Below are 26,997 nucleotides of genomic sequence, written 5' to 3'. Positions count from 1 at the left end.
TCCTGTCCCGGGGAAGGCAAGGCGACCTTGTCGGTGAAGACAGGAGACATCCCGACGCTCGCTCGGCCGGTTGGGATGTGCGACATCAGCGGGAGTGGCCGAGTTGGGTGAGGGCCAGGTCGAGCATGTCGGCGAAGAAGTCGGCTGCGGTGGTGTCGATGCACAGCGGTGGCTTGATCTTGAGGATGTTGAGGTGGTCCCCGGTTGGCTGGACGATCACGCCGAGGTCGAGCATGCGGTCGCAGAGTTCGGCGGTCTCTTCTGTGGCGGGTTCCAGGCCGGCGCGGTCCCGGACGAGTTCGAGGCCGAGGTAGAGGCCCGAGCCGTGGACGGCGCCGATGATGCCGTAGCGGTCGGCCAGTGCCTCGAGCCGGCGCTTCAGACGGCCGCCGACGCGCGCCGCGTTGCCCTGGAGGTCTTCGTCGCGCAGGGTGTCCAGGACGGTGAGGCCCACGGTGCTGGAGACGGGGCTGCCGCCGGTCGAGGAGAAGAAGTAGCCCTGGTCGCGGTACCGGTCCGCGACCGCCTTGGACGTGACGACCGCGCCGAGGGGGTGTCCGTTGCCCATGGCCTTGGCGACACAGACGATGTCGGGGACGACCTGCTGTTGCTCGAAGCCCCAGAACCAGTGTCCCAGGCGGCCGTATCCGACCTGGACCTCGTCGGCGACGGCCAGGCCGCCGTGACGCCGTACCGCCGCGTACACCTGGGTGAGATAGCCGTCGGGAAGGGCGACTCCTCCGGCGTTGCCGTAGAAGGTCTCGCCGATGAATGCTCCCGCCGGGCGGCCGGCAGCGGCCAGTTCGTCGATCACCGCGACGGCCTCGGGTGCGTAGCGCACGGCATCCGCCCCGCGGTGGCGGCCGCGGTAGGAGTTGGGCGAGTCCACGGTGTGCACCCAACTCGGGCGGGTGGCCAGGGCGTTCGGGTTGTCCTGGAGCGAGGTGGAGACCGCGTCGGAGGCGTACGTCCAGCCGTGGTACGCCTCGCGCAGCGCGACGACGTCGGTCAGGCCGGCGGCCCCGATGGCCAGGCGAAGGCCCAGATCCACCGCCTCCGAGCCGGAGTTGACGAGGAACACCGTGTCCAGAGGGTCGGGGAGGAGGGCGGCGAGGCGCTCGGTGAACTCCACAACGGAGGCGTAGTGGAAGCGCGAGTTGGTGTTGAGCCGCCGCAACTGCCGGGAGACCGCCTGCTCGACGCGGGGGTGGGCGTGGCCCAGTGGGGTGACGTTGTTGACGATGTCGAGGTACGACCTGCCGTCGGTGGACAGCAGATGGTGGCGCCAACCACGTTCGATACGCGGAGGGTTGGCGTAGTAGTGCTCCTGCACGGTGGCGAACGCGGCGTCACGCCGGTCGAGCAGGTCCCTGACGCGCGGACGGTCGGAGTCGGCCGGGAGGCCGAGGAGCGGGGCGGGGTCGGCGGTGAGCGCGAGCCAGCCGGCGGCGTACTCGGGACGGACCAGGCGCGGGACAGCGGGGCCGTCGGCGTCGCGCAGCGCGACATGGACCGAGGCACCGGGGCCGAGGTGGATGATGTCCTCGCCCGCCTGCACCGTCGCACCGGTGGTGACCACGGGCCGGCCCGCGCGGGGGAAGGACAGCGACAGCGTCTGCGCGCCGTAGGTGAGTTCCACGTGGCCCGGCGCCGCGGCGAGGACCTTCCCCGCGGCGGGCACCTGCACCACGGCATCCCGGCCGAGCCAGAGGTGAATTCCGGTGGGCACCGTGGCGGTGGACACCGCCGACAGCGCCGGTGTCCGAGTGAGTCGCGCATGGGCGTACCGGGTGGCGACGGCGGCCGCTCCGTCCGCGAGCGCGGAGGTCACCAGCCGGGCCTCGGTGCCGGCGTCCATCCAGGCTCCGTGGTCCATGGAATCGGCGTCGGTGGACAGGTCGAGAACGGTGATGTCGTCGGCTACGAGGTCCCGCAGGAGAGGGCGCACCGGCGCATCGGCCTGCGCGGCCCGGGCAGGCACGTCGGCGATGCCGGTCGCGTCCCTGATGAGGCGGGTCATCACCGGCAGGGGCAGCGAGGTGGCCTGTTCGAATATGCGCCATTCGCGGTCGAGCGCGGCCTTGGCGTAGACGTTGTCCTCGTCGATGGCGGCCTGGTGCCGCCCGCTGACCACCAGCACGGCGGCGCGCAGGACCACGAGCGGCCACACCGCATCGGCTTCCTCGGGGGAGAGCGGCCGAACGGCGTGGAAGGCGCGGACGGCCGGCAGCACGTGGTGAGGCTCGATGCCGTCGTGGTGGAGCATCGACGACAGTGACACGGCGAGTTCGCCGACCGCCCAGCTCGTGGTGACGTCACCGAAGTCGATGAGCCCGTCCGGCATGGGCGGGCGGCTGTCGGGACAGCGGATCAGATTGTCGTCGGTGAGGTCCAGGTGCACGGCCTGCGACGGCAGCCTGGCAGCGAGCTTCCGGACATGTGCCCAGGCTTCGGCGGTCGCGGTCCGGACGGCGGTGCGCCGGTCGGGTTCGTCGATGTGCCCGGCGAGCTTGGCGACGACGCGATCGGCGTGCTGCGGGTCCCACTGGAGCACACGGTCGAGGCCCGGGTGCCGGAAGTCGCGCAGGGCGGTGCTGACCTTTCCGGCGATCGTGCCCATGCCCGCCACGGTGGCGGTGGACAGGTGCCGTGGTCCCGAGAGCGTGCCGCCGGGCAGGTGGCGCAGCAGGCGCGCGACGGCCGGACCGTTCTCGGTGTCCACCATGGTGCGCCGTGGAGAGCCGTCAGGGTGGCGCAGGACCGTGGCGATGCGCAGTTCCGGGCGGGCCGAGGCGATCAGGTCGGCTGCCGCGTCCTGGGCTTCGATCTCCACCGTGCCGAAGGCGGGGTTGGCGATCTTCAGAATCGCCGCGGGCGTCCCGTCGTCGGCGTGCAGCAGGAAGTTGGCGTCCTGCTGGCTGCCCAGCGCCTGCGCGCGAGCGGTGATGCCGAGGTGTTCCGCGGCGATGAGTTCGGCCTCGGCCGACGCCATGCGGGGGACGGGAAGGGCGTCCTTGGTGAAGAAGTCGATCGTGCGGTGCTCGTCGGGCAGCATGCGGGGCTCCTCGGCTGGTGCGGGCAGACAGGGCTCGGAGGCTCGGATGCCTCAGTCGACGTGCCACAGGAAGCGGTGGGTGTGAATCGCGAAGTAGGGGAAGTTCTCCACGGATGCGACACCCTCGACGGGCCGCACGACGTCGTTGATGAAGTCCAGAAGATCCTGAGGCTGAGGGCACACCACCTCCGCGAACAGGTCGAAGCCGCCGGCCGTCAGGACCGTGTACACGACTTCGTCGTGCCGGGACAGTTCATCGGCGACCGCCCGGGGATCGCCGTCGATGCGCAAGCCCAGGAGTGCCATCGCCTGCCGGCCCATGGTCATCGGGTCGGTCACTCCGACGACCTGGACCGCCTTCGTGTCGATCAGCCGCTGCAGCCGGAGCCTCGCGGCCGAGGGTGACAGCCCAACTTTCGGACCGAGATCGGCGTAAGGGATCCGGCCGTCGACCTGCAACTCCCGCAGGATGGCCCGGTCGATGTCGTCCATGCAGCACCTCCCGCTCCTGCATGAACGGCAGGAATCGCGCTCGTTTCAAGCACAATGCCGGATCTTTGCGCTCGATTCAAGTGTGATGACGATGGAATCGAGCGAATCGGGTGTGCGGATTCCCGTGAGCGCTACAGGGTCGATCCGCGGTGTCGCGTACGACCTGGACGTGGACTCAGGAGGCCGCGAGGAGGCTGTCGTCCAGGAACTCCCGTACATGGCACATGACTTGCGCCCGGTCCGTGCCCCGCAGCCCGATCGCCACATGGATGGAGAACCCGTCGAGCAGCGCCCGCAGCCGGGCGCCGAAACGGTCCGGGTCGACCGGCCGGAACTCGCCCCTCGACACCCCCTCCGCCAGCAGTGCCACCAGGTCGCGGTGCCAGGCGCCCTCGATCGCGGCCTGGCGGTCGCGGGCCGCGTCGTCGGCGTTCTGCGAGCGGTTCCAGACCTCCAGCCACAGCGTCCAGTGCGGGTCCCGGTGGCCGTCGGGCACGTAAAGGTCTACGTACGCGTCAAGCCGCTCACGGGCGGACGTGGTGCGGGTCAGCAGCCGGCCGCGCTCGGCACCGAGCCTGCCCTCGCTCCACTCCAGGGCCTGGAGCAGCAGTTCGTCCTTGGAGTGGAAGTAGTAGAGGAGATGGCCGCTGCTCATCCCGACCTCACGGCCGAGGGCCGCCATGGTGAGCTTCTCCAGACCACGCTCGGCGATCATCCGCATGGCGGCGGCGAGCACGTCCTCGCGGGGCGGAGCGGGGGTGCGGCGGCGGGGGGCAGGGGTCGCGCTCATGCCGACACCACCCGGACGGCGTCGGGCAGGAAGTGAGTCTCGTAGGGGCCGGTGCACTCGGCGGTCAGCGTCGCCACCTCCGCCCCGCACCCGGGGCACAGCTCGTTCGGCCCCTTCCGCCCGGGCACGCCGCAGCACCCGAGCTCCTGGACCGCGGAGTTGGGGACCAGGAGACCCTTGACATCGGCGGGGAGGACGACCAGTGTGCCGCGCGGTCCGGCGGACATCAGGCATCCCGGCCCGTCGGGGTCGAGCACGATCGTGCCGGGAACGGCCTCCCCCCTCCACTCCGGGTCCGGATGCGGCACGAACGGTGCCCCGGACGGCTCGAGGTCCATCGCGTACGTGCCGCGTGCCACGGTCGACGGCGCGTGTCGCGAGCCGTCGGCGTTCGTCCGCCCGTCGTGCCCGAGGCGGGCGGGCAGTTCGGGCAGCAGACACAGCGGCGGGCTCAGTCGGCGCCCGCAGGCAGCGCAGGTCAGCACACTCACCCGTAAGTTCTACCCGACCACGGCCCTCGGCTGCTGCTGCGTGATGCAGTGGATGCCGCCGCCGCCCGCGAAGATCGGCCGCGCGTCAACCAGTGTCACCGTCCGCTGCGGGAACAGGCTGCGGAAGATGCCTGCCGCGATCTCGTCCCGGGGGTCGTCGAAGCCGCACAGGACGACGCCGCCGTTGCAGAGATAGTGGTTGATGTAGGAGTAGTCGGCCCAGTGGCCGTCGGCCTCCAGGACGGTCGGGGCGGGCACCTCGACGACCTCCAGGCGGCGGCCGCGCGCGTCGGTCTGCGCCTTCAGCAGGCCGACGACCTCCCGCGTCACCTCGTGGTCGGGGTGGGCCGGGTCCGGCTGCACATGGGCCACGACCACACCGGGACGGGCGAACGCGGCGACGATGTCCACGTGGCCGAGGGTGCCGAAGCCGTACGGCGGGTAGTCGCCGGTGAGGCCGCGCGGCAGCCAGATCGCCTTGCGGGTGCCGAGGTGGGCGTGGATCTCGGCCTCCACCTGCTCGCGGGTCCAGTGCGGGTTGCGTTCCGGCCCGAGCTGGACCGTCTCCGTCAGCAGGACCGTGCCCTCGCCGTCGACGTGGATGGCACCGCCTTCGTTGACGAGTTCCGAGGTGTACGTCATCACCGAGCCCGCGAGGTCGGAGACGTACACAGCGATCTTCGCGTCGTACTCCCAGCGCGCCCAGTCCTGGGCACCCCAGCCGTTGAACGTCCAGTCCACGGCGGCTAGTTCACCGGCACCGTTGGTGAGGAACGTGGGCCCGATGTCGCGCATCCAGGCGTCGTCGAGGTCCCGCTCGACCGTGTCGATGCCCTGCCCGAGCAGAGTGCGCGCCTCGGCCGACTGTCCGGGGCCGCACACCACCGTCACAGGCTCGAAGCGGCGCACCGCGCGGGCGACCGAGGCCCAGGCGGTGCGCGCGGTGGCGAGGTCCTCGGCGTCGTCGAACGTCGGGTTCGGGACCGGCCACGCCATCCAGGTGCGCTCGTGCGGGGCCCACTCGGCGGGCATGCGGAAGCCGTCGGCGGCAGCAGACATGAGTGATCCTTACAGGCTGTGACATTCACAAGAAATACAGGCGGTTGAGGGAGACGGACTCGGCCGGTTCGGAGCGCAGCGGCTCTCCGTCGAGCGTGACCAGCCCCGTGCGCTGGTCGACATCGACCGCTCCGGTACGGGAGTTGAGGCGCAGGTCGGCCGGCCCGATACCGCGTGTGCCCCGTACGGCGACCCTGCGGCGCCGGGTCGGCATCGAGTCGCCTCCCTGGTCGACGGCCGCCCGGGCGACGAAGGCGACCGAGATGTCGGCGGGCGTGGCGCCGTGGGCGCCGAACTGCGGGCCGAGGACGAGGGGTTCGCAGGTGTCGGTGGCGGCGTTCGGGTCGCCCACCACGCCGTACGCCGGGAAGCCGGCCTTGAGCACCAGCTGCGGCTTGGCGCCGAAGTACTCCGGCCGCCACAGCACGATGTCGGCGAGCTTGCCGGTCTCGATCGACCCCACCTCGTGGGCGAGGCCGTGCGCGATGGCCGGGTTGATCGTCAGCTTGGCCATGTAGCGCAGGACGCGCTCGTTGTCGTGGTCGTCGGGTGCGCCGAATTCGGCCTTCATCTTCCCGGCCATCGCGAACGTACGGCGGACGGTCTCGCCGGCCCGCCCCATCCCCTGCGCGTCCGACGACGTGATGCCGATCGCGCCCAGGTCGTGCAGCACGTCCTCGGCGCCCATGGTCCCGGCGCGGATGCGGTCGCGGGCCATGGCGGCGTCGCCGGGCAGGTCGGTCTTGAGGCCGTGGGCGGAGACGATCATGTCGTAGTGCTCGGCGACGGCGTCCCGGCCGAAGGGGAGGGTGGGGTTGGTGGAGGAGCCGATGACGTTCGGGACGCCGGCCATCTTCAGTACGTTCGGGACGTGTCCGCCGCCGCAGCCCTCGATGTGGAAGGCGTGGATGGTCCGTCCCTCCAGCACGCGCAGGGTGTCCTCGACGGACAGGCATTCGTTCAACCCGTCGCTGTGCAGGGCCACTTGGACGTCGTGTTCCTCGGCGACACGCAGGGCGGTGTCCAGGGCGCGCGTGTGGGCGCCCATGTCCTCGTGCACCTTGAAGCCGGACGCGCCGCCCTCGGCGAGGGCCTCCACCAAGGGTGCCGGGGAGGACGACGAACCGCGCCCGAGGAAGCCGATGTTGACCGGCCAGGCGTCGAAGGCGTTGAACGCGTGCCGCAGCGCCCACGGCGAGTTGACCCCGACGCCCCACACCGGCCCGAACTCCTGCCCGATGATCGTCGTCACCCCGGAGGCGAGCGAGGCTTCCATGATCCGCGGCGACAGCAGGTGGACGTGGGTGTCGACGGCCCCGGCGGTCGCGATGAGCCCCTCGCCGGACACGATCGAGGTCCCGGTGCCCACGACGACGTCGACCCCGTCGAGGGTGTCAGGGTTCCCGGCCCGCCCGACCGAGCAGATCCGGCCTTCCCTGATGCCGATGGAGACCTTGCGGATCCCCAGCACCGCGTCGATCACGACGACGTTGCTGATGACCACGTCACATGTCTCCCGGACGGCGGCCGCCTTGAGGTGCAGTCCGTCCCGGGCGGTCTTGCCGAACCCGGCGAGGAACTCGTCGCCGTAGCGCTGGGAGTCGGACTCGACGCGGATCGTCAGGCCGGAGTCGCCCAGCCGGATCCGGTCGCCCGCGCGCGGGCCGTGGGTGGCGGCGTACTCGTACGGGCTGAGGCGGCGGGCCTTAGCGGGGTGGCCTCCTGGGCGGCTCATCGCTCGACCTCCTGATCTGGTGTTTCCGGTACGCCGAGGTAGCCGCAGGCGGCGGCGCGGCGCAGCGCCTCCTCGCGGGCGCCGGGCGCGTCCAGTGCCCCGTCGACGAGACCGGCGAACCCGATGGCGATCCGGTCGCCCCCGATGGGCACCAGCCCGATCTCGAGGCTCTCCCCCGGCCCGAACCGCACGGACGACCCGGCAGGTACGGCGAGCCGCATCCCGTAGGCCCTCTCCCGTGCGAAGTCGAGCCGCGGGTTGGCCTCGAAGAAGTGGAAATGGGAGGTGACGGAGACCGGCACGGTGGCGGTGTTGGTGACCGTCAGCCGGACGGCCGCCTCGGGCTCGGCGTGCTCGGGACCCGGCAGCAGAGCGCCCGGAGCCCGCTCACCGAGACTCCCGCCGATCGGGTCGCTCACGACCGCGAGGCGTGAACCGTCGTCGAAGACCGCCTCGACATGCACCTCGGTGACGACGTCCGCGACACCCGGCAGCACGTCGTCCGGGCCGAGCACGGATCTGGCGCGCTCGACGGCCTCCGCGAGCCGGGCACCGTCGCGAGCGGCTTCGCAGACGGTGTCCGCGATCAGCGCGGTCGCCTCCGGCACGTTGAGCCGCAAGCCCCGGGCACGGCGGGCGCGGGCCAGCTCGGCGGCTCCGAAGAGCAGCAGCCGATCACGCTCCGTGGGAGTCAGTCTCATGCCGCGGGCACCTCCTCGCTTGGCGCGTATTAGAGCAGCACTCTAAACATGGAATGCCTGCGGTTAAAGGTTTTGCTCAGCAAAATCGATCCCTGTTTTGCACGGCGCTCTAATCACCGAGATGCCTCAGTCGGCCGCTCGAGGGAGACCTACGGGGGCAGCCGGCCGACGCGCCCACGTCACCCCCGGCCCACCCTCCCCGCCCTCATCCACGCCCGGGTTCCGAACGAGGCACAGGCCCGTGAGGCCACTGCCGCCGCACCACGCAGGGCCTCCACGAAGCCCTGCGACGTCAAGTGGCCGTTGGCCGCGAGGCGATGGGCGAGGGCCCCGTGCAGGACGTCACCCGCGCCAAGAGTGTCCGCCACCCGTACGGCAGGCACGCCCACCGTGCCCCCGCTGTCGGGGCCCGTCCACACGATGGATCGCCCTCCCCGGCTGACCGCCGACCAGCGGACTCCGTGTTCCTCCAGGAACCGCAGGGTGTCCGTCGGCGTGTTCGTGCCGGGAGGGTGGAAGTCGTCCGAGCAGACGGCCACGTCGATCGATGGCAGCAGCTTCTCCGTGCCGGCCTTCCAACTGCCCCCGTCCAGGAGGGTCAGACGCCCGGCGGCACGCGCGGCGTGGGCGGCGGCCACGGCCAGTTCCATGTGGTGTCCGTCGAATTCCACGATGTCGCAGGTCACCATCAACGCGTCGAGATCATCGGGCGGGGCGATCCGGTACCCCGTCGCATTGGTCGAAGCGACGGCGCGGTCCCCGCTGGACGCGGTCACCAGGATGGACGACACAGCGGGCGGCTCTGTCGAGTCGGCCGCCAGGTCCAGCACGGTCACGCCCAGCCGGTCCAGGTCCGCCGCGACGGCGGCTCCCAGTGGATGGGAGCCGATCGCGGTGAGCAGCTTGGCCGCGCCGCCCAGGTGTGCGAAGGTCGCGGCTGCGTTCGCGGCCGGACCGCCTGCGGCGACGACCTGCTGACGTGCCGTCAGTTTCTCGTTGGTACCCGGCACATGGTCCACGAGCTGGATGACGTCCAGCGTGGACAAACCGACGAACCAACCTTCAGGGCGCTTCCGCGTCACCGCCACCACCGCCCTCGCACCGATTCCGTCAAGGTCGCCCCTCTCTCCTGTCACCCGGTCGACCACGTGAGCGTTGTCGTTATCGCGTCAACGTATGCCCCGACCGGACCGTGGGTGAGACCGAACTCAGCGGCTTCCCTGCCGCTGCGAAGGGACTGACGACCGGCGAGGCCCAGGTCCACAGCGCCGACCGGCCCGCCGACCGGCATGGGCCAGTCGGCGGGCCGGAAGCCGCACCGCTTCCGGCCGGTTCACGTCATGGCGTGCTCGTCGTCGAGGCGGAACCTCGGGTCGCCCGGGACGGACGCGAGGAGTTGAGCGGTGTACGGGTGGTTCGGCTCGGCGAAGGTGGCTCCGGTCGGGCCGAGCTCGACGAGGTCCCCGTGCAGCAGGACCGCGACCGTGTCGCTGACGTGCCGGACGACGGCCAGGTCGTGCGAGATGAACAGCATCGTCAGCGAGAGCCGGCGGCGCAGATCGGCGAGCAGGTTGAGGATTTCGGCCTGGGTCGTCAGGTCGAGGGCCGAGGTGATCTCGTCGGCGATGACGAACCGGGGACGCGGTGCGAGGGCCCGTGCGATCGCCAGCCGCTGCCGTTGGCCGCCGGAGAACTCGTGCGGGTAGCGGTCCATGCTGTCCGGGTCGAGGCTCACCTGGCTGAGCAGCTCGGCGATCCGGGCCCGGACCGGTTTGACCCTGGCCCGGATCGGATCGAGTGCCTCGGCGAGCGACTGCGCGACGGTGCGCCGCGGGTCGAACGAGGAGTACGGGTCCTGCGGGATCATCTGGACCGTCGCGGCTCCCGCCCGTCCGCGCGCGGTGCGCAACGGGGCGCCGTCCACGAGGATCCGGCCGTTCGACGGCCTGTGGACGCCGACGAGTGTCCGCGCGAGCGTCGTCTTGCCCGACCCGGACTCTCCGACGAGTGCGAGGGTGCTGCCCCGGGGAATGTCGAACGAGACTCCCTTGAGCACCCTGCGGGCCGCGACGCCGTGGCCGAGGTCGACGGTGAGATCCTCGACGCGCAGCAGCGGGGTGGCCGCCTGCGGGTCCGGTGTGGTGGCGGTGGTGGACATCAGCGGCTCCCTTCCGCGGCCGGGGGGCGGTCCGCGGCTTTGTCGGAAAGGTCGTCCGACGGCGCCCCGCTCGGCTGCGCCGCATGCGCGTCGGCCGTCCACCGGACCGCGCTGAGGGTTCCACCGGCCTCGACCGCGGCGGGCGTCGCCGCGAGCAACGCGCGGGTGTAGGGGTGGGTGACCGTCCCCCGGCGCAGGTCGCCCCCCGTCGTCCGGTCGACGACCCGGCCGCCGTGGAGCACCAGGACGGTGTCACAGAGCACGCCGACCACGCCGATGTCGTGCGAGATGAACAGCATCGCCGTGCCGTGCTCGCGGTTGATGCGCCGGAACTGGCGCAGCACTTCCGCCTGGACGGTGACGTCGAGTGCCGTCGTCGGCTCGTCGGCGATGAGCAGCCGCGGGTTCGTGGTCATCGCGGAGGCGATCGAGGCGCGCTGGAGCATGCCGCCGCTCAGCTCGTGCGGGTGCTGGCGCAGCCGCCGGTCCGGCTCGGTGACGTGGATGTCGGCCAGTGAGCGGACCATGTCCTGCGCGGCCTGACGCCGGGGCGTCCCCAGATGCACCCTGGCCACCTCGGTGAGCTGGGTGCCGAGCCTCAGCGCGGGGTTGAACGTGCCGATCGGGTCCTGGTAGACGATGCCGATCTCGGTCGCAAGGCGTCGCTCCGGCGGTGTTCCGAGCAGGTCGAGGTCGCCGAGGGCAAGGCGCGACGCGTTCGCCCGCACGCCCTCGGGGAGCAGGCCCGCGACCGCCATGGCGATGGTGGACTTGCCCGAGCCCGACTCCCCGACGAGGCCGACGATCTGGCCGGGCCCGATGGTGAACGACACGTCGTCGACGAGTGTCCGGTCGCCGGCCCGCACGGTCAGCCCGGCGACGGTCAGCAGGCCGTCCTGCTCCGTGCCGGCCGCCGCCCCCGCACCACCCGAAGCCAAAGGCGCCTGCGCCGCGCCGTCCTGTGCCGGGGCGGCCAGTCCTGCCGCGTCCGCCGTCTTGGCCGGTGCGGGCGCTGTGCCGCGGGTTCGCGGGTCGACGAGTGAGGCCACGCCGTCTCCGAGGAGCATGGCGCCCACGCCGGTGACGATGAGCATGATCGACGGAGCGAGGACGACCGACGGCTGGGCGAAGATCGACGGCAGCGCCTCGTTGAGCAGCCGGCCCCAGTCGTACTGGGGGTTCTGCACACCGAGGCCGACGAAAGACAGACTGCTGATGTCGAGCAGGGACAGGGTGAAGCTCGAACTGAGGAGCACGAGCAGCGGCCCGCTGATGTTCGGCAGGACATGCCGGCCCAGGATGCGCAGGCCGGGGACGCCGAGCAGGCGCGCGGTGAGGACGTAGTCCTTGTCCGCGACGGTCGCGGCGAGATTCGCCGTCAACCGCGCGAACCCGGGGACGCCGGCGACGGCGATCGCGACGATCGCGGACACCGTGCCCGGCCCGAGCACCGCCGCGATGACGAGGGCGAGGACGAGCGAGGGGAAGGCCACCGCCGAGTCGATGAGCCGCAGACAGGTCTCGCGCAGCCACCCGGGTGCGAGGTGGACCAGCGCGCCGATCGCGACACCGACGACGAACGAGGCGGCGGTGGCGGCGGCGGCCATGAGCAGGGTGAGCCGGGTCGCGACGAGCGCCCGGGCGAGGACGTCACGGCCGAAGGCGTCGGTGCCGAGGAGATGCTCGGCACCGGGCCCGAGCCGGGCGTCGTCGGTGAGGGTCTCGGCGGAGCCGCTCAGCAGCAGCGGGGCTACGAGGGCGACGACGAGGAGCAGTCCGAGGATCACCGCGCCGGACAGCAGCGACGGGTTGCGGCGCCATCGGCGCACGGTCGCGTCAGTGGCCACGACGACCTCCCTCGAGCGTGCGCGGGTCGACGATCCCGAGGACGACGTCCACGAGGAGGTTGACGAGGAGGGCGAGCATGCCGACGACGAGGATGATGCCCTGGATCACGGGATAGTCCTTGTAGATGATCGCCTGGACGACCTCGGTGCCGAGCCCGGGGTAGGTGAAGACGTTCTCCAGGATGATCGTCCCGCCGAGCAGGGACGTGAGGACGAGACCGCTCAGGGTGAGGACGCTGGTCACGAGGTTGGGCAGCGCGTGGCGGAGGTGGAGACGCACGGATCCCAGGCGGTGGCCGCGCGCGGTCCTCATGTAGTCCTGGGCGAGAACCGAGGCCGTCTCCTGCCGGACGACCCGGGCGATGGCGAAGGCCGGGCCGATGCAGAGCGCGGCGATCGGCAGGACGAGCGCGCTCGGTGTCGTGGCGCCGCCGGACGGCAGCAGCCCGAGGCTGATCGAGAACAGGACGATGAGGAGGGTCGCGACGACATAGACCGGCGCCGACGCGAGGAGCCCGGCGACCGTGCCGAAGCCGACGCCGAGCCGGCGGCGGCGTCCGTCACGGGTGAGGACACCGACGGCCATGCCCAGCGGGACGGCGATGACCAGGGAGAGCAGGACGGCAGGGATGACGAGCTGGACGGTGTACGGCAGCCGGGTCGCGACGATGTCCGCGACCGGGGTGTCGAAACGGAACGAGGTGCCGAGCCGTCCGGACGCGATGTCGCCGAGGTAGTGGACGAACCGTGTCGCCAGCGGCTCGTCGAGGCCCAGTCGTTCGCGTATCGCCGCGAGCGTGGCCGGGGACGAGTTGGTGCCGGCGATCGCGCGGGCCGGGTCCCCGGGCAGCAGGGGCACGATGAGGAACGTCACGAGGACGAGCAGGAGCATGGACATCAGCAGCCCGCCCGCGCGGCGGACGGCGAACCCGGCCCAGCCACCGCGCAGTCGCAGCCGGGGAACGCGCCTGACGGGTGCGGTCGGCAGCGGCCCGGCCGGGACCGCGGACCCGGCGCTCACAGCGCCCCCGCGAGTGCCGCGTCGTCCGGGTGCCGCTCGTACCAGCGGAACCGCGGTTCGAGCTGGGCGGAGAGTCGCAGCAGCGTCGCCTCGTCGTAGGGCGCGCCGACGAGTTGCGCACCGACCGGCAGTCCGTCCGGGGTCGTATGGACGGGCAGCGAGATGGCGGGCAGCCCGGCGATGTTGACGAACGCGGTGAACGAGACCATCCGGGTCTCGGTGGCCCGCGGGCCGTCCGGGTCGGAGTTCGCCTCGTCGTACACGGGGCCGACCGGCGGCGCCACGACCGCCGTGGTCGGGGTGAGGAGAACGTCGAAGTCCCTGCCCCACTGGGCGACCACGTCGCGAGACTCGGCCTGCAGGCGCGCCGCGGTCCGGGCGTAGTCGCCCGCGCTGACCTCGAGGGCGGTCTCCCGGCGGCGCCGGATGTAGGGGTCCACCGCGTCGGGATCGTCCACCTCGATGGCGTAGGTGGAGGCACTGATGATCGTCCAGGTGAAGCCCATGATCGCCTCGTACGAGAACATCTTCGGGCGGGCCTCGACGACGTCGTGTCCCAGGTCGCGCAGTGCCCGCGCGGCCGTCAGCGCCGCCTTGCGGCACTCCTCGTCGACCGGCAGCCCGGTCGGCGCGTCGAGGAGCAGGCCGATCCGCAGCCGCCCGGGATCGGCACCGACCTCCTCGATGTACGGGCGACCCGGTTCGGGCGCGCTGTACCAGGCGAGCCGGTCGGCACGGCCCATGACGTCGAGCATCAGGGCCGCGTCGCGCACGGTGCGGGTGATCGCGCCCTCGGTCGTCGAATGTTCCCAGCCCCGGACGAACGCGGGTACGCGTCCCCGGCTCGGTTTGAGGCCCACGAGGCCGGTGACGGATGCCGGGACCCGGATCGATCCGCCGCCGTCGGAGGCGTGTGCCACCGGGGCGAGCCCGGCCGCGACGGCCGCCGACGCGCCGCCGCTCGACCCGCCGGAGGTGTGCGCCGGGTTCCACGGGTTGCGCGTCTTGCCGTGCCGGGCGTTCTCGGAGACGGTCAGAGCGCCGAACTCCGGTGAGTTCGTCCGGCCGAGGGGGATCGCGCCGGCGTCGAGGAGGAGTTGGATGTCCGGGTCCGTGACCGTTTGCGGGGTGTCCCGGATCGCCAGTGAGGACATCGTGTTGGGTTGTCCCGCGACGGAGTTGAGGTCCTTGATGGGGACGGGGACGCCGTGCAGCGGGCCGAGCGGATCGCCGCGCAGCACCGCCCGCTCGGCCCGGACGGCCGCCGCGCGCACGGCGTCGGCGTCGAGCCAGACGACGGCGTTGACGGCGGGATTGATCCGCTCGATGCGGTCGAGGTAGGTCTCGGCCACCTCCACCGGGCTGACCTCTTTCGTGCGCACGAGGTCGGCGATCTGCTGGGCGGTGCTGAAAGGGTCGATCACCAGGGGGCTCCTGTCGGAACGGTGCGAGGTATCGGTGCAGGACGTCGGAACGGCGCGGGGTTCCTCCGTGCGGGACGCTCGGGTCCGGCCGCGTGGATCTCCGCCGCGTGCGGACGGCCTGTCCGTCAGCCGGTGATGCGCAGGATGGGGTCGTCGAGCGAGCCGCCGAGCATCTGTGCGCTGAATCCCTTGCGCAGTGCGTAGATGAACGGGTCGTTGACCAGCGGCACCGCGTCCACCTGCGAGATCAGGGCCTTGGCGGCCGTCTGGTAGGCGGCGCAGCGGGCTTTCTCGGTCGTCGCCTCGGTGCCCTCGGCGAAGGCCTTGTTCACCACGGGGTTCTTCGCCGCGCCGAGGTTGCCGCCGCCTTCGGGGACGGTCGGACCCACGAAGTGGCCGAGCGGGTTGGCGAGGCTGCCGAGGAAGTTGAGGTCGGCGAAGACGGTGAGGTCCCAGGCGTCGGGCTTGCCGAACACGGTCCCGACCCAGGCCCCGACGTCGACGTTGGCGAGGGTGACGTCCGCGCCCGCGGCCCGCAGCGCCTCCTGGATGTACTGGTTCCCGGCGCCGGCCGGCCCGACGACCTGGGGGCCGACGAGGCGGATCTTCTTGCCCTTGAGCACGGCCGCCGCCGCGTCTTTGTCAGTCGGCACGAGGAAGGAGGTGCCAGAATCGTTGCACGGGGTGCCCTTCTGCACGAACATCGTCGACGGCTCACCCGTGTCCTTCGAGGCGACCTTGGCGAAGGCGGCGCGGTCGATGGCCTGGGCGACTGCCCGGCGGGTGTCGACGTCCGCGAAGACCGTGCCGGGTCGTTCGTTGAAGAGCAGGTAGAAGTCGGAGAACCGGCTGACGCTCACCGAGTGGCCGCCCACGCCGTCGAAGCGCGGGATGCCGGAGGCATCGATCTTGCCGATGTCGAGCTGGCCGCTCGTCACGAGGTTGCCGGTCGCCGTGGGGTCGGGCGAGACCAGGTACTCCATCGTCGCGGCGACCTTGCCGGGGATCTTCGTGCGCCAGGCCGGCCATGCCTTGTACTCCGGGCGAAGCGTGTAGGAGTACGAGACGCCGGACTGGGACTTCTCAAGAAGGTACGGGCCGGACTGGGAGCCCTTGGCCTTACCTGCGGCGAGGGCCTTGAGGTCCCCCAGTCCCGCCGGGCAGACGATGCCCGTGCTCGCGACCGACAGGCCGGTGACCATGTCGCCCCACGGCCTGGCGAGCGTGATCTTCACCGTCCGCGCCGCGTCGTCGGCGCTCACTTCCACCTTGTTGCCGGGGCCGAAGACCGTGGGGAGATCGGGCGCCGCCGTCTTCGGGTCGATGTAGCGGTCGAGGGACGCCTTCACGACCGTCGGGGTGATCGGCGTCCCGTCGGCGCAGGTGGCGTCGGTGCGCAGGGTGAACGTTGCCGAGGTCGGCGTGTTCGTCCACTTGGTGGCGAGCCCGCCGACGAGCCCGCCGTCGTCCTTGCGCACGAGGGTGTCGTAACTGTTCCGGGCGAGCAGGTAGTCCGGCAGGGACAACGCCTTGGCCGGGTCGAAGCCGGCCGGCACGTCGATCGTCGTCCGGATCTTCGTCACCGTCGCGGCACCGCCGCTGCTCGGGTCTCCGGACGTCGATCCCGTGGTGGTGCAGCCGGCGAGCACGGCCGTCATGGCGACTGCCGCAGTCACTGGGACCGCGCGGGTACGGGTCTGGCGCATGGGTGCTCCTGAGAGGGATGTCGGGCTCTGCGCAGGTCGCACGGGATCGGACGGGACGAGCGCGAGCGGTTCAGGGCGGGGCGGTGCGCGCGGCCCTCGGTGGGCGCCGCGTATGAGCGAGCCGTGGAGCACTCGGTGTGCAGAGGATGCAGCCAAGTGAACGACGTAGTCAATAGCGTTAACTATCTTTGTGTACGTCGTGCCGCCCCCATTTTTCGGCCGTGGAGCGTTGCCGGGCGGTAGCAGTGAAGCTGACGCAGGGCGCGCGTCAGTCGCGCGGGAGCGTCGCCGCCTCCGCCTCGAGGGCGGTGAGGAGGATGTCCATCTGCCGGCGGAAGACGTCGGTCATGTCGATGCTGCGCAGGTGTTCCTTCGCCGCCTCGGCGTAGGGGTACATGGAAGGATCCGCCGGCTGGTACTCCTGCACCCAGTTCGCCTCGGCGCCGAACCGCTGGTTGACGAGCCGCCAGGCGTTGTTGCTCGCCATGGCGAGGATGAAGTTCGAGAACGCCTGGTAGTGCAGGACGGCCGCCCGGCCGCGCCAGCCGCCGCGGTGGAACGCTTCCAGGACGGCGTCGACGGCGCGCAACTCGTGAACGCCTCGGGTGACTCTCCCCATGCAGAGCGCGGCGGCCGCCGGGTGGTCCAGCGCGGTGTTCCAGGCACGGATCGCCAGGTCCCGCAGCGACTCGGTCCACGACTCGTGCGGCTCGTACCCGTCGAGGGAGATCCTGTCGAGTTCCTCCGCGACGGCGACCATGATGTGGTCGCGACTCGCGAAGTGCCGGTAGACCGCGGTTGCGGAGGAGGACAGTTCCTTGCCGAGTCGCTGGAAGGTCAGCGCGTCCGGTCCGTTTTCGTCGAGGATCCGCAGCGCGGTCCCCACGATGAGCCCCTGGGAAAGAGTTCCCCGTTGGAGCCGCTTCGTCGACCGGCCGCCAACTGCCACTCGAACGCCTCCCTCGGACGAACGGCGAGCGCACGCTGCCGCAGCCTGCGCCTTCTTTCCGGCGACAATGAGACCAGAGTATGCGACTGGTGCTGAGCGGATGGTCCCGGGCCCGGTCACCGGGGTGGCCAATGACCCCCAACTACCCCTGCGCACGCGGTTTCCACAGTAAGGGGTCCTTGCACTATGAGCGTCCGATCGGGTCGCGTGGTCTGGTGCCGTGCATCGCAAGGCGCCGGAGCGCCCTCGATGGGGGTGCCCCCGCTCGAGCGGAGTCGAGAGTGGGGGAGGAGCCACGTGGGCGTTTCGGCAACGCGGCGAGGTGCGGTGCCAGGCCGCGCGACCCGGGCGGGCATAGTGCAAGGATCCCTAAAAGGGGAAGCCCGAAGTCAACTTCCGCACGGACCGCGGCGGCCCATACAGATCCGAGGCGTTCCAGCGCCTGTGCGACCGCTGTGGCGCGGTCCAGTCGATGGACACATCGGCCATCGACCCTGGACAACGCCTGCCGCGACCTGCGCCGACGCTTGACATCGGGCCACAGCCACCCCGGCTCAGCCAGGAATCGTCCTACCCCGACATCACCGAGTGGGCCGACCAGTTCCTGCACGCTCGCGACCGACGCCGACGCCCTCGCGGCCTTCGCTCCACGGGACGGACGCGACCACGGCCCGTGACACTCGCTCGCCATCCACGACAGCGGGCAGCCGAACACCGACTACGCGATCAACGACGCCCGCCAATCATCCGGCCCGGGATCGGGATCAGATCCGATGCAGGCGCCGCCCCTGCCGGGCGCACCCCGTTCGCCCCCTACGTGTCTCAGCGGCAATCGACTTGCGCCTCAAGCGGCTTGAGATACCACAGTGGCCCCATGAACGACCACGAGCTTTACCCCATCGGAGACGCCGCGCGCCGCAGCGGCCTGAGCGTGAGCGCCGTCCGGTTCTACGCCGACACCGGGCTCATCGAGCCCACGGGCCTGAACGAGGCCGGCCACCGGATGTACGACATCGGCGCCATCGCCCGGCTGGAACTCGTCCGCACCCTGCGCGAGCTGGACACCGACCTGGGCGAGATCCGCCGCCTGCTCGAAGGCGGCACGACCCTGCACGACTTACTCACCACGCACCTGGAGATCGTCGAGCGCCAGGAGCGCACCCTGCGGGCCAGGCGGGCGGTGCTCAGGGCCCTGATCAAACAGGGCGACACCACCGCTCGGGCCGACCTGATGCACAGGCTCGTCTCGATGACCGACGAGGAACGCGAACAGACCATCGACGACTTCTGGAACGACGTCGGCGAGGACTTGGACGTCCCCGAGGGCTTCGTCGACCGTTTGCGGACGATGCGCCCGGTCCTGCCCGCGGACCCCACGGTCGCCCAGCTCGAGGCCTGGATCGAGCTGGCCGACCTGGTGCGGAACCCGGCGTTCCGTGACGCGGTCCGCACCTACCTGCAAGACGCCTACTCCACACCGCAGACCCGGGTCCTGGCGACCGAGCCGTTTCAGGACTTCATGCACGTCAGCGGGGCCTCGCTCATAGAGGAGCTCCTTGCCGCGTACCGTGCCGGAGAGTCCCCCCGGTCCCCCCGGTCCCAGCAGGCCGTCACACGCTTGATGGAAGCGGCCACCGCGCTGTCCGGCACACCGCTCACCCCCGAAATCCGAAACCGGATGGCCGACGGATACCGGCAGGTGCCCGACATCCTGCGCCAGATCGCCGAAGAGGAAGCCGGCTCCGAGAGCCCCGTCTACGACGACACCCACGGTCGGTACGTGTCCCTGGTGGCGCTGATCAACGGGACCGCGACCGAGGAGGACCACGACTCCGTCCCCTACGCCTGGATCGCCGACGCCATGCGCGCCGAGGAACCGCTGCATCCTCAGCGACCACACAGGTGACCCAAGCGGCAGGAGCCACGGAGAATACAGATCACTCGATCAACGACTCCTGCCAGTCCCGCGGGCCCGAACGCGCGCGGGCGCCGACCTTTGGCCGATCGGCTCGGCGTCCTTGGCCATTCGGCGGGGGTGGTCCGGAAGCTTGGCAGAGGCGTCGGGGCGTGCGGACCGGCGACCTTGGGCGCATGACTCAGATCGAGATCTCACACGAAACGCCACCTCCGCGGCACGGGGCACCGGTTGAGCCCGCCGGCGTGGTCGAACAGCAGCCGTCGGTGGGGCGGTTGGTCGGGGTGGACGCGGCCCGCGCGCTGGCGGTCTTCGGCATGTTCGCTGTACACGTCGCCCCACCTGCCGAGGACGTGGGTGGCTTCGGCGGCCGGCTGCTGGAACTGACCGAGGGCCGGTCGTCGATCCTGTTCGCCACCCTGGCCGGGTTCTCGCTGATGCTGATCGCCGGCCGCCGGGAGCCGAAGACCGGCCTGGCCGGCCGGCAGGCGAAGGTCCGGATCGTGATCCGTGCCCTGGTTCTGCTGGCGCTGGGCACCGCGCTGACGATGCTCAAGACCGGGATCCTTGTGATTCTCGCCTTCTACGGGGTGTACTTCCTGCTGGCACTGCCCCTGATACGACTGCGGGCCAGGACCCTCGCGATCATCGCGGCCGTGCTCGCGGTCGTTGGGCCGCAGGCGGCGTTCGGCCTGAAGTGGCTGCTGGGGGAGGCGACGGCGCAGAGCATCGACGCGTACGACCCGATCGCCCGGCTCGGCGGCGACGGACTGCTGGGCCTGCTGCTTGACGGTTATTACCCCGCGATCACCTGGATGCCGTTCGTGATCGCCGGCATGGCACTGGCCCGGCTCGACCTGGCCGCCGGCGCGGTGCAACGCCGGCTGGCCGCGCTCGGCGCCGCGCTGATGGCGCTCGGATACGGCACCGCCTGGCTGACGGCAAGGCTGTACCCGCCCATTCAGGCGGACAAGGCCGCTCTGAAGGAAGCCTTCGCGAACCTGGATCCGAAGTCCATCGAATCCCTGCGACCGGGGTCGCCGGCCTTCGACTACATCAACAACAAGGTCACCGACAGCGCGAACCTGGCCTCGTCGCTGCTGGGGGCCGAGCCGCACAGCGGTACGACCTTCGAGATCATCGGCGGCCTCGGCGTGGCGATCACCGTGCTTGTCTGCGCCACTGTGGCCATGGCCCGGTTGGCGTGGCTGCGTCGGCTGGCGAGCCCGCTGATCGCCGTGGGCACCATGTCCCTGACCCTCTATGTCGCCCACGTCGCTGCCTACACCATGCTGCCCGAAGAGGCCAGCAGCACCTTTGTGCCGCTGTTCGGGTTCATCGCCGGGGCGATCGTGTTCGCCGCCGTCTGGTCGCGCTTCTTCAGCCGCGGACCGCTGGAGTACCTGCTCAACAGCACCACCAAACTGGCGAAGTTCGTCCGGTGAGACGCGGCGTGTCAGGGCACGTTCGCCCTTCGCTCGAACGAGGTCGGCCCTGGTTGAGCCCGGATACGATGACCACGGCCCCCGTCCTCGGGTACGGTCGGCGCCGATCACGGGCTACCGGTCATCACCGCTGCACTGCTGTGGCTGGTGACCCCGGCCGGCGTGGCCCGGACGCGGCTGTGCTCATCGGTCGGGCGACCGCCCGGCTCGGCGGTCACCGCCGTCGTCGTGGAGGTGCCGTGGCTGGTTGGGCGAAACTCGCCGAGGTCGTCACCGCCGAGGCGGTGACGACCTGGCAGCACCTGGCACGACAGGGCAGGTTGCTGCTGGCGTGGTGGTTGTTGCTGCCCGCCACGGCGATCGTCACGGCCGTCATCAACGTGCCCGGGCAGCCCGCGACAGCGATCGGCCTGCTGGCCGCCGCGGTCGCCCTGCTCTGCCGATTCACCTGGCCGATCACCTCGCTGCTGGCCGGGACCGGCGTCGCGGCAGTGGCGTTGATCTGGCCGAGCACGACCCTGTTGGCTTTTCTCTGGCCGGTGAGCGTGGTGCTCGCCTATGCGGTGGGCCGCCAGGTGCCGGATACCCGCCTCGCCGTGGCCGCTCTGGCGCTCGCCACTGGCGTGCAATCCGCGGCCAACCTCGTCGAGGTCGCCGGGCTGACGGTTGACCTGGAGGATGTCGGCCGCATCGTCGTCGTCAATGTGGTGCTGGTGGTGCTGCCGGGCGCCATCGGCATGCGGCAGGGGGAGCGGGCCCGGGCCATGGATGCCCTGCACGAACGCAACGCCTTGCTGGAACGCGCCAACCTGCTCGGCGAGTCGCAGGCCCGGATGCAGGAAAGGGCGCGCATCGCCGGTGAGATGCACGATCTGCTCGGGCACCGGCTCAGTCTGATCGCCCTGTACGCCGGGGCCCTGGAGATGCGCACCCGCACCGCGGCCCCCGAGATCAACGAGCAGGCCGACCTGCTACGGACCACCTCCCGGACCGCACTCGAGGAGCTTCGCACGGTGCTGGGCATCCTGCGCCTCGACGGCGCCGAACCACCGGACGGCACCGAATCGGTGGCCGGCACTCGCGAGGACGTCCTGAACCTGGTCGCCGAGGCCCGGCAGGCGGGCCTGCCCATCACCCTGTCCTGGCGCGGCGACGACCTCACCGACGCCGACATCGGCATCCGCCGAGCGGTCAACCGCATCGTGCGCGAAGCCCTCACCAACGTCCACAAGCACGCCCCGGGTGCGCCCACGCGGCTGACCGTCACCGTCGACACCGACAAACTCACCATCAAGGTACGCAACGCCGCCCGCCCGCCCGCCGTCCCACCGCCCAGCAGCGGCATGGGACTGGCAGGCCTGCGTGAACGCGCCCGCTTGGCCGGCGGCGACTTCACCGCCGGCACAGACCCGGTCACCGGCGACCACACCGTCACCGCCGAGCTTCCCCTGCGCCGTTGAAGCCCGGGACAATGAGCCCGACCCTCGAGCAATCCGCTCTGGCCGACCGGCAGATGCTCCCCTCCCGTGCCGGGGCCGAAGCCGGGTCCTTCCACGACGCAGCACGAAAAGACCTACCAGCAGATCAAGATCGGCGACACCCGAGGACAGCCCGGACAGCAACCGCCAAGCCGGCGCTTCGCATGGGCTCGACGAGGCGAATCAGGAACGGCTGTCCGGCGGACGGACACCGGCGTCGTGCGCCAGGATGGCCGCCTGGACCCGGTTGGTGCAGCCAAGGACGGAAAGGATGCGACTGACGTGAGACTTGGCGGTGCCTTCGCTCATCAGCAGCGCCTTGGCGATCTCAGCGTTCGAGCAGCCCTCACGCAGCAGGCACAGTACGTCGCGCTCGCGGTCGGTCAGGGCCGCGACACGGCGCCGCGCCTCGTCGGCCTGGCTCACGTCGTGGTTGACGTGGCGTTCGATCAGCTGCCTGGTGACCCGGGGCGAAAGGATGGGCTCACCGGCGGCCGCCACCCGGACAGCCTTGATCAGATCGTCGGGCGGGGTGTCCTTGAGCAGAAACCCCGCAGCGCCGCAGCGCAGCGCCCGGGTGACGTACTCTTCCTCACCAAAGGTGGTCAGCATGACCACGCTTGTCCGCGGTGCCACCTTTCCTATCTCGGCGGCTGCGGCCAGCCCGTCGACGCCGGGCATGCGAATGTCCAGCAGCGCCACGTCAACGAGGTGTTTGCGAGCGAGCTCGACGGCGCCGGCACCGTTGTCCGCCTCGGCCACAATCTCGATGTCATCGGCGATCTCGAGCACGAACCGGATTCCGGCGCGGATCAATGCCTCGTCGTCGGCCAAGAGCACCCGAATCACCCTGCCACCCCACTCAGTCAGCCGCGACGTCCCCGACGGCCAACGCGCGAACCGGCTCCGGTCAGGACGCGGCGAGTGCCGCAGGCGTTGGCGCCCCAATTATCAGCGGACGGCATGGCGGCGCGCACCACACGGTATGAACCGCCACGGCTCGAATGGCCGCATGCTGACCGCCAAGTGTGAGCACCGAAGCGCGGGACCCGTCGATCTCCTAGTGGCTGCCGCCGCCGAGGAAGCGGGGCTCACACTGCTCCACCGCGACCACGACTTCGGCACTCGCCCGCACCACGGGACAGCCGGTCCGCACGATCGACCTCAGGCAGTAGAGCCTCCACGGCCCCACAATCGGTGTGAGGAACGGGGTGGCCCTATGGCAACGGCCTGTCGAGGACTCGGCCGAAGCCCGGGCGCCCGAGCCACGGGAATGACTGGCCAACCAGGGAACTCGCCCGCGGACCGCACCGTGCACCCTGCCCTGAGGTGGCCTTGATGGCAGACGTAGCGATACCTGCGTCCTCACAGCGTCCTCAGGCACCTACCTGCTCGCAGCGGATTCCCCTTCCCATGCAATGCCGCTTCGGATTGCTCTCATTGAATGCGCCGGGCGATCCCGGTCGCCCTGCCCATCAGCCATTCCAGCGGCCCCCGCTGGAAGAAGCGGGACCAGAGGGTGGCGAGGACGGTGACGGACGCGATGAAGCCGAGCAGGACGTACAACGGCGAGACGGTTAGTGCCTCGGTGTCCAGGAGCCAGATGGCGACGATGTGGTAGACGTACGCCGTCAGTGACATCGAGCCGACCGCGATGACGGGCGTGGCCAGACGGCGCAGCCGGGGGAAGGCGTCCATGGCGGCCAGGCACGCGGTGATCACCAGGATCGCCACACCGGTGTTGCCCACGATGGACAGGGTCGCCTCGCTGTGCGGGGCGGAGGCCAGCATCCCGGCGGGGGTGTCGCCGAAGATGCCGATGCTGTCGGGCGATACGGACGACACGGACGACATGCCCGACCCCTCTTCGGCTTTCCGGACGGCTTCGGCGGCACCGGGCACGAGACGCACCGCCAGCCAGGAGCCGCCGTAGCCGGTGACGGCGAGGGCGACGCCAATGAGGGCGAGGCGTATCCGGACAGCCGTGGCGGTCAGGTCGCAGCGGGCGACAGCCATACCGGCGATGACGAACGGGACCCAGGTCAGGGCCGGATAGCCGCCGGTGAAGAACAGCGAGACCGGGCCGTCGGCCTGGCCGTAGGAGAGGAATACGCGGCCGCCGACCACCGGCTTCAACAGGTACAGCAGCTGCGGGCCCACCAGGGCCCAACCCGCGGCAATCAGCGCCAGCGGCTTGGCGCCCAGCCGGTACAGCGGCAGCACGAGCAGGAAGAACAGTCCATAGAAGGCGAGGATCGGCACGACCGGAGTGCCGGTCATGGTCAGGGCGGTGCCGAGGGCCAGCAGGATCACGGCCCGGATGACGACCTTGGCGACGGCCTGACGGCCGGCCATACCCGTCTTCGGCGTGCGACGCCCGGTGATGAGGGCGACCGCGAAGCCGGCCAGGACGGCGAACAGGGCGGAGGAGCGGCCTTGCACCAGCTCCATCAGGAAGCCGATGACACCGTCTTGACTCGGGGCGGGGCCCACGTGGACCGCGTACATGCCGAAGACGGCCAGGCCGCGGGCCAGGTCCAGTCCGACCAGCCGGCCCACGCCTGGCGCGCCCGTCGGGGGCTCTCTGCGCTCGCGTGCAGGGGACGGTGCGTCAGCCGGTGGGGAGTCCGCATGATGAGTCATGCCCCTCAGGCTGGAGACCGGGCCGATCATGGACTATCCGGCAGGAGGCTGTGATGTCCCTGCCGACTGGTGGGTGATACCCCGCCGTGTGGCTGGAGCTGTCGCTCGCCGGACCGCCGGGGCTCCGCGGGGCCTTAGGGTCGAGGCGGCATGGGCCGGACGGCATGGACGAAGGTGAGGCGGAGCGCGTGATCCGGGTAGTGGTGGTGGACGACGAGGCACTGGTCCGCTCGGGCTTCGAACTCATTCTGGGCGCCTCGGAGGACATCGAGGTCGTCGCGACGGCAAGCGGGGGCGAAGCCGTGGAGGCCGTCCGCCGGGAGCGGCCGGACGTGGTGCTGCTCGACATACGGATGCCGGACGTCGACGGGCTGACCGTGCTGCGCGAGCTGCGGACGATGCCGGACGCTCCGGTGGTGGCGATGCTGACCACGTTCGACGCCGACGAGTACATCCTGACCGCGTTGCACTCCGGCGCGGCCGGTTTCCTGCTCAAGGACACCGAACCCGAGCAACTCGCCCACCTGGTGCGCACCCTGACCGCGGGGGGCGTGGTGCTGTCCCCCAAGGCGTCACTCACCCTGTTGCACAGCCACCCCGGCGCCCAGGCGGCCGTCGACGAGGAGGCGGCACGCGTCCGGCTGCTCACTTCCCGCGAACGCGACGTCCTCGTCCTGGTGGCCGAGGGGCTGTCGAACGCCGACATCGGGGCGCGCATCCATCTGGGTGCGGGCACGGTCAAGGATCACGTCAGCGCCATCCTCACGAAACTGCGGGTGACGAGCCGGGTGCAGGCGGCCCTGCTGGCGCAGCGGGCCGGACTGCTCGACGAGCACCCGCCGTCGAGGGCCGGGCGATGAATCGCGCCCGCGCGCTGTGGGAGCGGGTTCCCGCGCCGGTCGTCGACCTCGTCCTGGTGGTGGCAGCGGCCGTGGACGTGTGGCTGAACCTGTGGGACGACACGCGCTTCGGTGTCGCGCTGGCCACGCTCGGTTGCGCCGCGTTGGCCTTCCGACGCCGGTTCCCGCTCGGCGTGTTCCTGCTCACCCTGCCCATCTCGCTGACGCAGCCCGTCGCCGTCGCTCCGCTCGCGGCGCTGTTCACACTGGCCGAACGGTCCCGCAACCGCCCTCTCCTCGCGGTGTGCGTAGCCCTGACCGCCGTCGCGAACAGCACTCCGTGGCCCCTGGCCGGCCTCACCGAGGTCGGCCGGACCATGACGCTGATCACCTTCGTGTACAGCCTGGCGACTGCCGCCGCCCCGGTCCTCATTGCACAACTTCTCCAGACACACCGGGACTTGGCGCGGCGGCTGGCCGAGATCGAGGAGGCCAGGGAACACGAGCGGGCCCTGCACGCCCAGGCCGTACTCGCCCGCGAACGCGCCCAACTGGCCCGCGAAATGCACGACGTGGTCTCCCACCAGGTCAGCCTGATCGCCGTACGGGCCGGAGCCCTGCAGGTCGCCGCCAAGGACGCGGACGCCAAAGAGGCCGCCCGCACGATCCGTTCGCTGAGCGTCACCACGCTCGACGAACTGCGCACCATGGTCACGCTGCTGCGCGCCTCCGGCGGTCGCGCCACCGAGCTGACTCCTCAGCCCACCCTTGCCGACCTGCGCAAACTGGTGGAATCAAGCGGCACTCAGGTGGAGTTGTCGGGTGAGCTTCCGCCCGCCGTGGGCACCCCCGCCCAACGGGCCCTCTACCGTACGGTCCAGGAGGCACTGACCAACGTCCGCAAGCACGCCCCCGGCGCCACGGCCCGCGTGGAGCTGTGGCAGGACGGCGACGACGTAGGAGTGACCGTCACCAACACCCCGCCCACGCGTCCCTCCCTGTCCCTCCCCGGTTCACAGCAGGGCTTGGTCGGCCTGCGGGAACGGGCCGACATCCTGCACGGCACCCTGGAGACGGGCCCGACCGCGGAGGGCGGCTACCAGGTGCGGATGCGGATTCCCCTCAGCACGGACTGACCGACCCCTCATGCTGTTCCGTCGGCTTGCGGCTCACGAGATCCACTCGTGGTCCGCGGTCGGCAACGGGAAAGGGGGCTGGCGCCCTGAACCGTGCTCAACCCGGGCTGCGC

Annotated in this window: 21 protein-coding genes and 1 pseudogene; 6 read left to right on the top strand and 16 right to left on the bottom strand. The window is 70.8% G+C overall.

The window, feature by feature from the left end; genetic code table 11:
• Positions 1 to 85: 85 nt before the first annotated feature.
• From EF387_RS14280 to EF387_RS14215, 14 genes are all read right to left on the bottom strand, one after another.
• The gene (locus EF387_RS14280; protein WP_128376891.1) at positions 86 to 3,055 is read right to left on the bottom strand and encodes an aminotransferase; all 2,970 of its coding nucleotides are present in this window, start codon (positions 3,053 to 3,055) and stop codon (positions 86 to 88) included.
• 51 nt (positions 3,056 to 3,106) lie between these two features.
• Complete coding sequence (locus tag EF387_RS14275) at positions 3,107 to 3,547, bottom strand: Lrp/AsnC family transcriptional regulator (protein ID WP_128376890.1); 441 nt, start codon at positions 3,545 to 3,547, stop codon at positions 3,107 to 3,109.
• 175 nt (positions 3,548 to 3,722) lie between these two features.
• A complete protein-coding gene (locus tag EF387_RS14270; protein WP_128376889.1) occupies positions 3,723 to 4,337 on the bottom strand; it encodes a TetR/AcrR family transcriptional regulator in 615 nt (204 codons plus the stop codon).
• A complete protein-coding gene (locus EF387_RS14265) occupies positions 4,334 to 4,828 on the bottom strand; it encodes a hypothetical protein (RefSeq protein WP_128376888.1) in 495 nt (164 codons plus the stop codon). Before EF387_RS14265 ends, EF387_RS14270 begins: the two co-directional genes overlap by 4 nt.
• A gap of 9 nt (positions 4,829 to 4,837) precedes the next feature.
• Positions 4,838 to 5,887 (bottom strand): agmatine deiminase family protein, encoded by a 1,050-nt coding sequence (locus EF387_RS14260; protein WP_128376887.1) that lies wholly within the window; start codon positions 5,885 to 5,887, stop codon positions 4,838 to 4,840.
• 25 nt (positions 5,888 to 5,912) lie between these two features.
• On the bottom strand, positions 5,913 to 7,622 hold the full coding sequence (locus tag EF387_RS14255; RefSeq protein WP_128376886.1) for an urease subunit alpha: 1,710 nt from the start codon (positions 7,620 to 7,622) through the stop codon (positions 5,913 to 5,915).
• Positions 7,619 to 8,323 carry an urease subunit gamma gene (ureA, locus tag EF387_RS14250; RefSeq protein WP_128376885.1) on the bottom strand — a complete coding sequence of 235 codons (705 nt, stop codon included), beginning with the start codon at positions 8,321 to 8,323 and terminating at the stop codon, positions 7,619 to 7,621. Before ureA ends, EF387_RS14255 begins: the two co-directional genes overlap by 4 nt.
• A gap of 179 nt (positions 8,324 to 8,502) precedes the next feature.
• Complete coding sequence (locus tag EF387_RS14245; RefSeq protein ID WP_128376884.1) at positions 8,503 to 9,405, bottom strand: PfkB family carbohydrate kinase; 903 nt, start codon at positions 9,403 to 9,405, stop codon at positions 8,503 to 8,505.
• Positions 9,406 to 9,656: 251 nt separating this feature from the next.
• Positions 9,657 to 10,481 (bottom strand): ABC transporter ATP-binding protein, encoded by an 825-nt coding sequence (locus EF387_RS14240; RefSeq protein WP_128376883.1) that lies wholly within the window; start codon positions 10,479 to 10,481, stop codon positions 9,657 to 9,659.
• Positions 10,481 to 12,328, bottom strand: a complete 1,848-nt coding sequence (locus EF387_RS14235; RefSeq protein WP_128376882.1) for an ATP-binding cassette domain-containing protein — start codon at positions 12,326 to 12,328, stop codon at positions 10,481 to 10,483. The genes EF387_RS14240 and EF387_RS14235 overlap by 1 nt, the downstream gene beginning before the upstream one ends.
• Positions 12,318 to 13,349 carry an ABC transporter permease gene (locus EF387_RS14230; RefSeq protein WP_128376881.1) on the bottom strand — a complete coding sequence of 344 codons (1,032 nt, stop codon included), beginning with the start codon at positions 13,347 to 13,349 and terminating at the stop codon, positions 12,318 to 12,320. Before EF387_RS14230 ends, EF387_RS14235 begins: the two co-directional genes overlap by 11 nt.
• Positions 13,346 to 14,773, bottom strand: coding sequence for an amidase (locus tag EF387_RS14225; protein ID WP_128376880.1), 1,428 nt, complete (start codon positions 14,771 to 14,773; stop codon positions 13,346 to 13,348). The genes EF387_RS14230 and EF387_RS14225 overlap by 4 nt, the downstream gene beginning before the upstream one ends.
• A 125-nt stretch (positions 14,774 to 14,898) precedes the next feature.
• Positions 14,899 to 16,479 carry an ABC transporter substrate-binding protein gene (locus EF387_RS14220; RefSeq protein ID WP_128376879.1) on the bottom strand — a complete coding sequence of 527 codons (1,581 nt, stop codon included), beginning with the start codon at positions 16,477 to 16,479 and terminating at the stop codon, positions 14,899 to 14,901.
• A gap of 268 nt (positions 16,480 to 16,747) precedes the next feature.
• Positions 16,748 to 17,365 carry a TetR/AcrR family transcriptional regulator gene (locus EF387_RS14215; protein WP_128376878.1) on the bottom strand — a complete coding sequence of 206 codons (618 nt, stop codon included), beginning with the start codon at positions 17,363 to 17,365 and terminating at the stop codon, positions 16,748 to 16,750.
• Between the two features lie 937 nt (positions 17,366 to 18,302).
• On the opposite strand from EF387_RS14215, the gene EF387_RS14200 reads away from it, so the two are divergent.
• The 3 genes from EF387_RS14200 (at position 18,303) to EF387_RS14190 (ending at position 22,248) form a co-directional block, all read left to right on the top strand.
• Complete coding sequence (locus EF387_RS14200) at positions 18,303 to 19,334, top strand: MerR family transcriptional regulator (RefSeq protein WP_128376876.1); 1,032 nt, start codon at positions 18,303 to 18,305, stop codon at positions 19,332 to 19,334.
• Between the two features lie 185 nt (positions 19,335 to 19,519).
• A complete protein-coding gene (locus tag EF387_RS14195) occupies positions 19,520 to 20,788 on the top strand; it encodes a DUF418 domain-containing protein (RefSeq protein WP_128376875.1) in 1,269 nt (422 codons plus the stop codon).
• Positions 20,789 to 21,027: 239 nt separating this feature from the next.
• On the top strand, positions 21,028 to 22,248 hold the full coding sequence (locus EF387_RS14190) for a sensor histidine kinase (RefSeq protein WP_238431506.1): 1,221 nt from the start codon (positions 21,028 to 21,030) through the stop codon (positions 22,246 to 22,248).
• A 201-nt stretch (positions 22,249 to 22,449) separates the two neighbouring features.
• On the opposite strand, the gene EF387_RS14185 is transcribed toward EF387_RS14190, so the two are convergent.
• Entirely contained in the window at positions 22,450 to 23,106 is a 657-nt protein-coding gene (locus EF387_RS14185; protein ID WP_128376873.1) for a response regulator, read from the bottom strand.
• 172 nt (positions 23,107 to 23,278) lie between these two features.
• Between EF387_RS14185 and EF387_RS48320 the strand changes: the two are divergent.
• Positions 23,279 to 23,441: pseudogene (locus tag EF387_RS48320) on the top strand (PIN domain-containing protein); the annotation flags it as partial.
• A 262-nt stretch (positions 23,442 to 23,703) separates the two neighbouring features.
• Here EF387_RS48320 and EF387_RS14175 read toward each other — a convergent pair.
• Complete coding sequence (locus EF387_RS14175; protein ID WP_128376872.1) at positions 23,704 to 24,909, bottom strand: DUF418 domain-containing protein; 1,206 nt, start codon at positions 24,907 to 24,909, stop codon at positions 23,704 to 23,706.
• Positions 24,910 to 25,073: 164 nt separating this feature from the next.
• Between EF387_RS14175 and EF387_RS14170 the strand changes: the two genes are divergently transcribed.
• Positions 25,074 to 25,769, top strand: a complete 696-nt coding sequence (locus tag EF387_RS14170) for a response regulator (protein WP_128376871.1) — start codon at positions 25,074 to 25,076, stop codon at positions 25,767 to 25,769.
• Positions 25,766 to 26,884: a sensor histidine kinase gene (locus tag EF387_RS14165; RefSeq protein ID WP_128376870.1), complete on the top strand. Its 1,119-nt coding sequence runs from the start codon at positions 25,766 to 25,768 to the stop codon at positions 26,882 to 26,884. Before EF387_RS14170 ends, EF387_RS14165 begins: the two co-directional genes overlap by 4 nt.
• Positions 26,885 to 26,997: the final 113 nt, after the last annotated feature.

The sequence above is a fragment of the Streptomyces cavernae genome, from assembly GCF_004023625.1.
In the GTDB taxonomy this organism is placed as follows: domain Bacteria; phylum Actinomycetota; class Actinomycetes; order Streptomycetales; family Streptomycetaceae; genus Streptomyces; species Streptomyces cavernae.
This window is presented reverse-complemented; position numbering and strand designations above follow the sequence as displayed.